Here is an 8,776-nt window from a genome sequence, read left to right as displayed (position 1 = left end):
ACTCCAACTCCAACTCCAACTCCAACTCCAACTCCAACTCCAACTCCAACTCCAACTCCAACTCCAACTCCAACTCCCACAGCCGCACCGACGCCGACTCCCACCGCAGCACCGACTCCGACTCCCACAGCAGCACCGACTCCGACTCCGACGCCGACTGCTTCGAGGATTCCGATTCCGCCGACAGTTAGCGTGCCTGATTCGCCTCTGCTATCAATTAGTTCGATCCCTCCGACGCGGACTCCCGGACTATTGCCAATGCCGGGCCAGACGCCGATATTCCCGACGGTGCCGAACCCGATACCCTTAGCTCCTACACCTTTGGGGTTCTAGGCGCGATCGCGCCGGTCAGTGATGAGTGATGAGTTAATGTAAAACTCACTAAACTCATCACTCATAACTATTTAACGTCTTGGGGAGTTTCTGCCGAGTCTTGTGGCGACTCGGCTGGAGAATCTTCTAGAGGAGATAATTGTTGGCTGTACCCCAAGAGCGATCGAAGTTTCATGCGGTGGATGTAAGGCCAGCCGCCATTGGCTTCAATATTCCTGAGCAGTTTGTAAAGTGCTTGGCGGTTGTCGGGAAAAGACGCTTGAAACAAACCGTCCCGAATTTCCCGGTGCGAAGCTTCCAGCCTCCGCAGCAGGGCCAAAAGCAGCAGACTGTCTCCCTGACAACTTTCGGCTAAAGTCCGAATCGCCTCTGTCAGCGATTGCATTTGAGACTGCAACTTTTCTGACTCTAAATCTTTGCCGTTGTCCATACTGCTGCTTCCTTTGAAATCTACAAGGCCTTTGTCCCCAGCCTTTTGGTCAATCGACTAATCGAGCTAGTCGCGATCGCCATTCGGGGCCATAAGCAAAGTAACTTAAGTAGGTTGACTTAAGCAATATTAATTTGCAGTCCAAGTCAGGAAAAGAGCACAACCCGTCGTACCATGTGTATTGGGCTGCGATCCGAACCTTTGAGAAATCATAAGTTCATGCTTATTTTCACGGCGCACTAGCTTGATTTTTTGAGTCAATGCCGGTCTCGGTGAAGCGAGCGATCTGGATCTAAATGCTGCCCTAAGCGCTGGCCTAGCCTGCCGGCGGGCAATTATATTTTGCTCGAACTAGGGCTTTTTCTTAATATAATCCGATGTTGGATATTGAGGTTTGCAATGAAATATCGTGCTTTAATTGTTGCACTTTTAGCATTTTGCATGAGTGCGCTGGTTGCTTGTTCTTCTGCTCCTGACACGGTGGCGACTACTGAGTTGCTTACCTACGACGAGATTAGAGGTACTGGCTTGGCTAATAACTGCCCTAGCTTGGCAGAAACTTCTCGGGGATCGATCCCCATCGAAGCTGGTGCCACCTATAAACTGACTGGTTTGTGTTTGCAGCCCACAACTTATTTTGTGAAGGAAGAACCAGCAAACAAACGCCAAGAAGCGGAATTTGTGCCTGGTAAATTGCTGACACGGTTCACGTCGAGCATTGACCAAGTTCAAGGTACGCTCAAGGTCGGTACTGACGGAACTCTGACTTTCACAGAAGAAGACGGCTTGGATTTTCAAGCTATTACGATTCAGTTACCGGGCGGAGAGCAAGTACCTTTCTTGTTTACCATTAAACAGCTAGTGGCCAGTTCCGAACCGGGAGTGGTTGCTATCAATACTTCCACCGATTTGAGAGGGGAGTTTAACGTTCCTTCTTACCGCAGCGCAGGCTTTTTAGACCCTAAAGCTCGCGGGGTAGCGACTGGCTATGACAATGCTGTAGCGCTTCCGGCTACTGACAATTCCAAACGTGTGCGGGCTAATGTTAAGGTTGCTGACACCCGCACCAAGGCGGGCAAAATTTCTCTCCAAGTTGCTAAAGTCAACAGCGCCACTGGCGAAGTTGGCGGGATTTTTGAGAGCACGCAGCCTTCTGATACTGATTTGGGAGCTAGACCGGCTCTGGACGTGAAAATTCGGGGTTTGTTTTACGCTCGCATTGAGCCTTCTGTCTCGTAAAAGTGGCTTTCTGGATCGATCGAACTTGAGCAGTTTCTGGTACTAAAGGTACTGCTCGCTCTTCATTAGCCAACAGTCTTGAGCAATATAACTTAGGACTGTTGACTAATGACTAAATGTATGATTGAATTGTGGTGATTCGCAAGTTATGAATTTGGGATTTTTAATTAATTAAAGTATTGTATTCACAGCGTTTTCAGCTTATAATATATTTTTCAAAAAAGCTGCTTAAATTGGGTATTCGGTCGAAGGCCTTCTACCTGGTAAAAGTCTGCCTGATGCCGAAAAACTTCGGAGAATCCCGCTAAATCCGTTCAGGTACCGAAAACTCAACTGGTGTGTCCGCTATCACACCGATTAAGTGCTAGGATTACACTACCTAAAAGTGAATTTTTTTAGACTAGATTAGAAGCTAGATCTAAAGCAACCTCAGTCCTCTGCTCTACCAACCCTTATGTCACCATGTCTACCACACTGCCGAACGAGCTAAAAAGCGAAAATTTCCAATTGTTGCGCGAGTACCAAATTTCTGGATCGAATGAAATCCGCAATCAGTTAGTTAAACTGAATATTGGACTGGTCAGAAAAGAAGTTTACCACTGGATCAACCAGTGCGGTGAAAGCTACGACGATTTGCTGCAAGTCGGATGTATTGGGTTGATCAGGGCGATCGAGCGGTTTGATATCGCCAAGGGACACGCTTTTAGTTCCTTTGCAATTCCCTACATACGGGGCGAAATTCAACACTACTTGCGCGACAAAAGCCCTTCTGTGCGATTTCCCCGCCACTGGCAGTCCCTGGAACGCAAATCTGTAGCCACGATTAAGGATTTGCAGGTGCAGTTAAACCGCAAACCTACGGATGCTGAAGTAGCAGCAGCCCTTGAGGTTTCTGTACAAGAATGGCAAGAAATTAAGTTGGCCCATCTCAACAGATCGCCTCTGAGTTTGGACGCGCCGATGCAAGATGAAGATGAGGGGGCGACTTGTCTGGGAGAATTGGTGCCCGATAGCAAGTATCGGAGTTTTCAGTTGGCGCAAGAGGATCAAATCCGCGTACAGCAAGCTTTGGCGATGTTGGAACAACGGACTCGCGAGATATTGGAGTTTGTTTTTCTCTACGATTTGACCCAGAAAGAAACGGCTGAACGCTTGGGTATCAGTGCGGTGACTGTTTCTCGGCGAGTTAAGAAGGGGCTGGATTTGCTCAAAGAGATTATGACTAAACAGCTTTAGTTATTAGTCAGTTGTTGGTTGTCAGTTGTTGGTTGTCAGTTGTTGGTTGTCAGTTGTTGGTTGTCAGTTGTTGGTTGTCAGTTGTTGGTTGTCAGTTGTTGGTTGTGAACAGTTAACAGTTAACCGTTAACCGTTAACAGTGAACCGTTAACAGTCAACAGTCAACAGTCAACAGACTAATTTTTAGAGGCTGCGGACAAATTTATCGAGCCTTTCTACAGCTTTTTTAATTGTGCCTAAATCGGTGGCGTAAGACAAGCGAATGTGGTCGTCTGCACCAAAAGCAATCCCCGGAATAACTGCTACCTGCTGCTGTTCTAAGAAAGCGTCGCAAAATTCCAAAGAATTCATTCCAGTCTTGCTGATGTTGACAAACATATAGAAAGCACCGTCGGGTTTAATACAGCTAATTCCAGGGATAGCATCGAGTAATTCAAATATTACCTGACGCCTTTCGGCAAAAGCTAGACGCATTGTTTCGACAGATTCTTGGCTGCTTTCCAAAGCTGCGATCGCGCCGTACTGTGCAAAGGTACACACATTTGACGTACTGTGACCTTGAATGGTGCTGGTGGCTTTGATTAATTCGATCGGCCCGGCCAAATAACCGACTCGCCAGCCTGTCATCGAGTAAGCTTTAGCAAAACCGCTGCTGATCAGGGTGCGATCGAAGATTTCTTTGCCCAGGGAACCGATGCTGACGTGTTGGGCGTCGTCATATATAATTTTTTCGTAAATCTCGTCAGCAACGACTAAAATATCTCGATCGACTATCACCTCGGCCAATGCTTTGATTTCCGCCGGAGTATACACCATTCCCGTCGGGTTAGAAGGCGAATTCAGTACAAATAACTTGGTTTGGGGAGTAATCGCTTTACTCAGTTGTTCCGGTGTAATTTTATATCCTGTAGAAGCATCAGTCCGTACAATTACTGGCTTGCCGCTGGCGAGTTTCACCATTTCAGGGTAGCTTAGCCAGTAGGGAGCCGGAATAATTACTTCCTCTCCAGGCTCGATCAGAGCCATCATCAGATTGTAGAGCGAATGCTTGCCGCCGTTGGTGACAATGATATTTTCCGGTTGATAGTTGAGATTGTTGTCGGATTGGAGTTTGCGGGAGATCGCAGCTTTTAACTGCGGTTCCCCAGACACCGGGCCGTACTTAGTCTTCCCCGCGTCTAAAGCTTGTTTTGCCGCTGCTTTAATGTGTTCGGGGGTATCAAAGTCGGGTTCTCCCGTACTCAAACTACAGACATCAATCCCTTCGGCCTTCATGGCTTTAGCCTTAGCGGCGATCGCCAAGGTTATAGAAGGAGGAACCTCACCCACTCGTGCTGCCAACTTAATCATTGGATTTTAGATATTAGATTTTTGACTTTAGATCTTAGGGTGACAAATGTTGATATTCAACCCTGTTGTTAGGGAATTATGACATTTGTTTACATAGTACGTAAAGGATTAAGCAATTAAAGAATAAAAATTAAAAAAGCTCTTAGTTTTAATTTTTATTTTTTAATTTTTAATTTTTCACGTTATTATTGTACCATTTTTGATGCCTCGTTACCTTCAACCCGGATCTGCAAGCTTATGGATCTCAAATCTCTGATTCGCGACATTCCTGATTTCCCCAAGCCGGGAATTATGTTTCGAGACATTACAACTTTGCTGCGCGACCCGCAAGGGCTGAGCTACACCATTGACAGCTTAGCCGAAAAATGCTCTGCAATGTCTGTTGACTATGTGGTGGGCATGGAATCGCGGGGCTTCATCTTTGGCGCGCCGTTGGCTTATAAAATGGGAATAGGCTTTATTCCTGTCCGCAAACCAGGGAAACTGCCAGGTGCGGTTCATTTTGCTGAGTATGAGTTGGAGTACGGTGTCGATCGACTGGAGATGCACCGAGATGCGATGACATCCGGCAGCCGGGTGCTGATTGTGGACGATTTAATCGCCACTGGCGGAACAGCGGCGGCGACGGCTAAATTGTTAGAGCAAGCTGGCTGCGAGCTTGTCGGTTTTGCTTTTATCATTGAATTGCAGGCTTTGGGCGGCAGGCAGAAATTGCCCGATGTGCCGATCGTCACGCTAGTGGAGTATTAGTTAGTTAACTGTTGGCAGTTGACAGTTGACAGTTGACTGCTGACACTTGAATAAAAACTACTGACAAATAATATCCTTGACCTTTGCATCGGAATTATTCATCTCTCTCTTCTCTTTCTCTGCGTTCTCTGCGTTCTCTGTGGTTAAATCATTCCGATGCAACCGGAATTAATATCATTCACAATTCTTCACATCTAAAATCTAAAATCTAAAATCTAAAATCCTATGACTTCTATTAAATTGAATCGAAATTGGCGAATGTTGAATTCTCTGTTTAGCAGCGAGACATTTACTTATGTTTTCAAGCGACTGTTGCAGGCACTTTTAACGCTATTTTTGGCATCGATGCTTTGTTTTGCAATTATTGAGCTAGCACCGGGAAATTACTTGGATACTTTGAGCCAAAATCCGAAGATTTCGCCGGAGACACTCAAGCAACTCGAACAGCAGTTCGGCTTAGATAAACCAGCTATTGTGCAGTATTGGCTGTGGCTGCAACAAATTGTGACGCGGGGGAATTTTGGCACGAGTTTTGTGTATCAGCGATCCGTAGCTTCGCTGCTGTGGGAACGGGTACCGGCGACGTTATTGATGGCGATCGCATCTTTGATTGTAACTTGGGCGATCGCCATTCCCTTGGGAATTGTCGCCGCCGTCAATCAAAACCGCACAGTTGATCGAGTTCTGCAAGTAGTCAGCTACACCGGACAAGGATTTCCGAGCTTTATTACAGCTTTGTTGCTGCTATTTTTCGCACAAAATACTTCGCCTCTGTTTCCCGTCGGAGGAATGACGAGTATTGACCACGCCGACTTACCTTGGTGGGGTCAAATCCTCGATTACGGCTGGCACTTAATTTTGCCAACAGTCGCCCTCAGCGTTACTGGTTTTGCTGGTTTGCAAAGATTGATGCGCGGACAATTGTTGGACGTGCTGCGTCAAGATTATATCCGAACAGCAAGGGCTAAAGGTTTGCCGGACGATCGAGTAATTTACATTCATGCTTTGCGGAATGCTGTTAATCCGTTGATTACGCTGTTGGGTTTTGAGTTTGCTAGTTTGTTGAGCGGTGCGTTTATTGCGGAATTTTTCTTTAATTGGCCGGGTTTGGGAAAGCTGACTTTGGAGGCGGTGAACAATCAAGATTTGTATTTAGTAATGGCAAGTTTGATGATGGGTGCGACGATGTTGATTGTTGGGAATTTGTTGGCGGATTTGCTGCTGAAAGCGATCGATCCTCGGATTAAGCTGGAAGATTTGAAATAGTAGAATTAGTCCTGGACGCACGCGGGGTGAAAAACCCTAACTTATAATTGGTGTTATAATTTGATAGTACCTCGATTTAACCTGATAAATTGCTTTGGATTATAATTTTGATTGGAATCCAGCCAAAGAAAAGCAAAATATTCGCAAACATCAATTAAATTTTCGTTTGGCATCAACTGTTTTCCGCGATCGTTCTCAATTAACAATCTATGATGAAGAACACAGTCAAGATGAAGATAGATGGATTACCATAGGTTTAGATGAAACAGGAATTTTAAGGGTTGTTGTCCATACCTTTGAACAAACCGATCGCACCTCCTGTGTAATTCGGATTATTTCAGCCCGCAAAGCTAATTCCACTGAAACCCAACCTTATCAAGAGAGGAAATTATGAAATCAGAGTATGAGTTTTCTTCATCAGAGCAAGGCAAGTTTTACCATCCTGATGCTACGTTTCATTATCCCATTTATCTCGAACCCGATGTCGAGGACTTTGTGACTAAAATTGCCGATCATAAAAAGATTGAGGTTCAAGCTTTGGTCAATGAATGGCTGAGAAATAACATGAAACTAATTCAAAGTGTTGAGTAGGTGAAAAACCCATTTTTTTCTCAAGTGGCTTGCCTGATAGTGTTCGATCGCGATCGACCGCAAAAGGAGATAGGAACTTACGCAGGGATAGTCAGCAACCGGGTTTTTCCCTTGAATACTTCGTTTCAGCTCGCAAATTAGATAAAAACCCGGTTTATTTGGCGGAGTCGATCCAAATAATGCTGATATCGAATATGTGGAGTAGATAAATTATGACTCAATCTCCTACGACAATATCCCTCGATCGCATTCTCGAACAAAATGCCGAATCTGTACTGATTTGGGCGAACAACATATTTTCAGGTCAAACCACCGAACCACAAGGGTTTAACTGGCTATTATTAGCCGATGTTGCCTCGGCTAAGGCTCGAAAAGGTGAAAATGGTTCCGGTTTGTGCGATCGCAAATGGGCAGAACTCGCGATCGCAATTTACGATCGCAAGGCCGATGATGCCGATCGGAAAAAACCAGGTAGTGGCGAGTCTTTTACGATTTCCTCAATGATGTTGCGGGCTGCGATGATAGAAAAACAGGAAGTAATTTCCGATCATCCTGTTCTCGATGTTAACTTAATTTTAGAATGGTTTTGGGATAACATCAAAGAGTCGCAGGAAGATGTCGAAAAAAAGGCAGCTAATTGGAAAACGCTACCTATTGCAGAAATTCGCGAGTTAAGAAAACTTAAAAATCGCTTGAAAGTTATTGCAGCACTTTCTGATACTGATAAATATGTTTTAGATGAAAAACTCAACACTTGGCTATTACTACGCGATAAATTACCATAAAAGTGCGATAAATATTCCCATGCCCCATTCCCCATTCCCCATCTAGGAGTGTTTTATGTCAGAAAAACAACCAAACGATCTAATGAGTTTTAGCCGCTTTCCCGACTGTTGCACGCATATTGACAGCCTTTCAGAACAAGGAAGGCACACAGTTAAAGTGTTGTTAAAAAAGGCTCGCACTAATGACCCTGAAGCAGCGGAACAGATACTTTCAAGCATGACCGAATTGGATCTGGGCAGAAATCGAATTACCGACATCAGCTTCCTCCACTCGCTCACCAATCTGACCACACTGGATCTCAGCTACAATGAAATTACCGACATCACCTCTCTCGGTTCGCTCACCAATCTGACAACACTGTCTCTCCGCGGCAATCAAATTATCGACATCAGCTCCCTCGGCTCGCTCACCAATCTGACCACACTGGATCTCGGCGACAATAAAATTACCGACTTCAGTTTTCTCGGCTCGCTCACCAATCTGACCACACTGGATCTCAGCTACAGTCAAATTACCGACATCAGCTCTCTCGGTTCGCTCACCAATCTGACAACGCTGAATCTCTACAGAAATCGAATTACCGACATCAGCTTCCTCGGCTCGCTCACGAATCTGACAACACTGGATCTCGAAAGCAATAAAATTACCGACTTCAGCTTTCTCGGCTCGCTCACCAATCTAACCACACTCAATCTCGACTGGCATCAAATTACCGACATCAGCTTTCTCGGCTCGCTCACCAATCTAACCACACTCAATCTCGACTGGCATCAAATTACCGACATCAGCTTTCTC

Annotated in this window: 10 protein-coding genes and 1 pseudogene; 9 read left to right on the top strand and 2 right to left on the bottom strand. The window is 45.4% G+C overall.

The window, feature by feature from the left end; genetic code table 11:
* Positions 1 to 333 (top strand): annotated as a pseudogene (locus tag QT992_RS01575) (calcium-binding protein); the annotation flags it as partial.
* 67 nt (positions 334 to 400) lie between these two features.
* Here QT992_RS01575 and QT992_RS01570 read toward each other — a convergent pair.
* Positions 401 to 763 carry a hypothetical protein gene (locus tag QT992_RS01570; RefSeq protein ID WP_333202174.1) on the bottom strand — a complete coding sequence of 121 codons (363 nt, stop codon included), beginning with the start codon at positions 761 to 763 and terminating at the stop codon, positions 401 to 403.
* Positions 764 to 1,162: 399 nt separating this feature from the next.
* Here QT992_RS01570 and QT992_RS01565 point away from each other — a divergent pair, with 399 nt between their 5' ends.
* Together QT992_RS01565 and QT992_RS01560 are read left to right on the top strand one after the other, a co-directional pair.
* Positions 1,163 to 2,002 (top strand): photosystem II manganese-stabilizing polypeptide, encoded by an 840-nt coding sequence (locus QT992_RS01565; RefSeq protein ID WP_333315118.1) that lies wholly within the window; start codon positions 1,163 to 1,165, stop codon positions 2,000 to 2,002.
* A 462-nt stretch (positions 2,003 to 2,464) separates the two neighbouring features.
* Positions 2,465 to 3,238: an RNA polymerase sigma factor SigF gene (locus QT992_RS01560; protein ID WP_333315117.1), complete on the top strand. Its 774-nt coding sequence runs from the start codon at positions 2,465 to 2,467 to the stop codon at positions 3,236 to 3,238.
* Between the two features lie 183 nt (positions 3,239 to 3,421).
* Here the strand turns inward: QT992_RS01560 and QT992_RS01555 are convergent, their stop codons facing one another.
* On the bottom strand, positions 3,422 to 4,588 hold the full coding sequence (locus QT992_RS01555; protein ID WP_333376404.1) for a pyridoxal phosphate-dependent aminotransferase: 1,167 nt from the start codon (positions 4,586 to 4,588) through the stop codon (positions 3,422 to 3,424).
* Between the two features lie 237 nt (positions 4,589 to 4,825).
* On the opposite strand from QT992_RS01555, the gene QT992_RS01550 reads away from it, so the two are divergent.
* From QT992_RS01550 to QT992_RS01525, 6 genes are all read left to right on the top strand, one after another.
* Positions 4,826 to 5,338: an adenine phosphoribosyltransferase gene (locus tag QT992_RS01550; RefSeq protein ID WP_190740620.1), complete on the top strand. Its 513-nt coding sequence runs from the start codon at positions 4,826 to 4,828 to the stop codon at positions 5,336 to 5,338.
* Between the two features lie 225 nt (positions 5,339 to 5,563).
* Positions 5,564 to 6,604 (top strand): ABC transporter permease, encoded by a 1,041-nt coding sequence (locus QT992_RS01545; protein ID WP_445305787.1) that lies wholly within the window; start codon positions 5,564 to 5,566, stop codon positions 6,602 to 6,604.
* A gap of 94 nt (positions 6,605 to 6,698) precedes the next feature.
* Positions 6,699 to 6,998: a BrnT family toxin gene (locus QT992_RS01540; RefSeq protein ID WP_333208171.1), complete on the top strand. Its 300-nt coding sequence runs from the start codon at positions 6,699 to 6,701 to the stop codon at positions 6,996 to 6,998.
* Positions 6,995 to 7,195 carry a hypothetical protein gene (locus QT992_RS01535; RefSeq protein WP_333208170.1) on the top strand — a complete coding sequence of 67 codons (201 nt, stop codon included), beginning with the start codon at positions 6,995 to 6,997 and terminating at the stop codon, positions 7,193 to 7,195. The genes QT992_RS01540 and QT992_RS01535 overlap by 4 nt, the downstream gene beginning before the upstream one ends.
* 212 nt (positions 7,196 to 7,407) lie before the next feature.
* Positions 7,408 to 7,980, top strand: a complete 573-nt coding sequence (locus QT992_RS01530; RefSeq protein ID WP_333376400.1) for a hypothetical protein — start codon at positions 7,408 to 7,410, stop codon at positions 7,978 to 7,980.
* Between the two features lie 55 nt (positions 7,981 to 8,035).
* The coding region (locus QT992_RS01525; RefSeq protein WP_333376398.1) for a leucine-rich repeat domain-containing protein at positions 8,036 to 8,776 on the top strand (741 nt) is incomplete at its 3' end.

It is taken from the genome of Microcoleus sp. T3_D1 (genome assembly GCF_036700405.1).
Taxonomy (GTDB): domain Bacteria; phylum Cyanobacteriota; class Cyanobacteriia; order Cyanobacteriales; family Microcoleaceae; genus Microcoleus.
The sequence above is the reverse complement of the archived record's forward strand: the minus strand, read 5'-3'. Positions and strand labels throughout refer to the sequence as shown.

What these genes read in the sequence shown, in the direction of transcription:
- QT992_RS01565 (WP_333315118.1), top strand. Translation starts at nt 1,163, where the DNA reads ATGAAATATCGTGCTTTAATTGTTGCACTTTTAGCATTTTGCATGAGT.
- QT992_RS01570 (WP_333202174.1), bottom strand. Translation starts at nt 763, where the DNA reads ATGGACAACGGCAAAGATTTAGAGTCAGAAAAGTTGCAGTCTCAAATG.
- QT992_RS01560 (WP_333315117.1), top strand. Translation starts at nt 2,465, where the DNA reads ATGTCTACCACACTGCCGAACGAGCTAAAAAGCGAAAATTTCCAATTG.
- QT992_RS01550 (WP_190740620.1), top strand. Translation starts at nt 4,826, where the DNA reads ATGGATCTCAAATCTCTGATTCGCGACATTCCTGATTTCCCCAAGCCG.
- QT992_RS01555 (WP_333376404.1), bottom strand. Translation starts at nt 4,588, where the DNA reads ATGATTAAGTTGGCAGCACGAGTGGGTGAGGTTCCTCCTTCTATAACC.
- QT992_RS01535 (WP_333208170.1), top strand. Translation starts at nt 6,995, where the DNA reads ATGAAATCAGAGTATGAGTTTTCTTCATCAGAGCAAGGCAAGTTTTAC.
- QT992_RS01545 (WP_445305787.1), top strand. Translation starts at nt 5,564, where the DNA reads ATGACTTCTATTAAATTGAATCGAAATTGGCGAATGTTGAATTCTCTG.
- QT992_RS01530 (WP_333376400.1), top strand. Translation starts at nt 7,408, where the DNA reads ATGACTCAATCTCCTACGACAATATCCCTCGATCGCATTCTCGAACAA.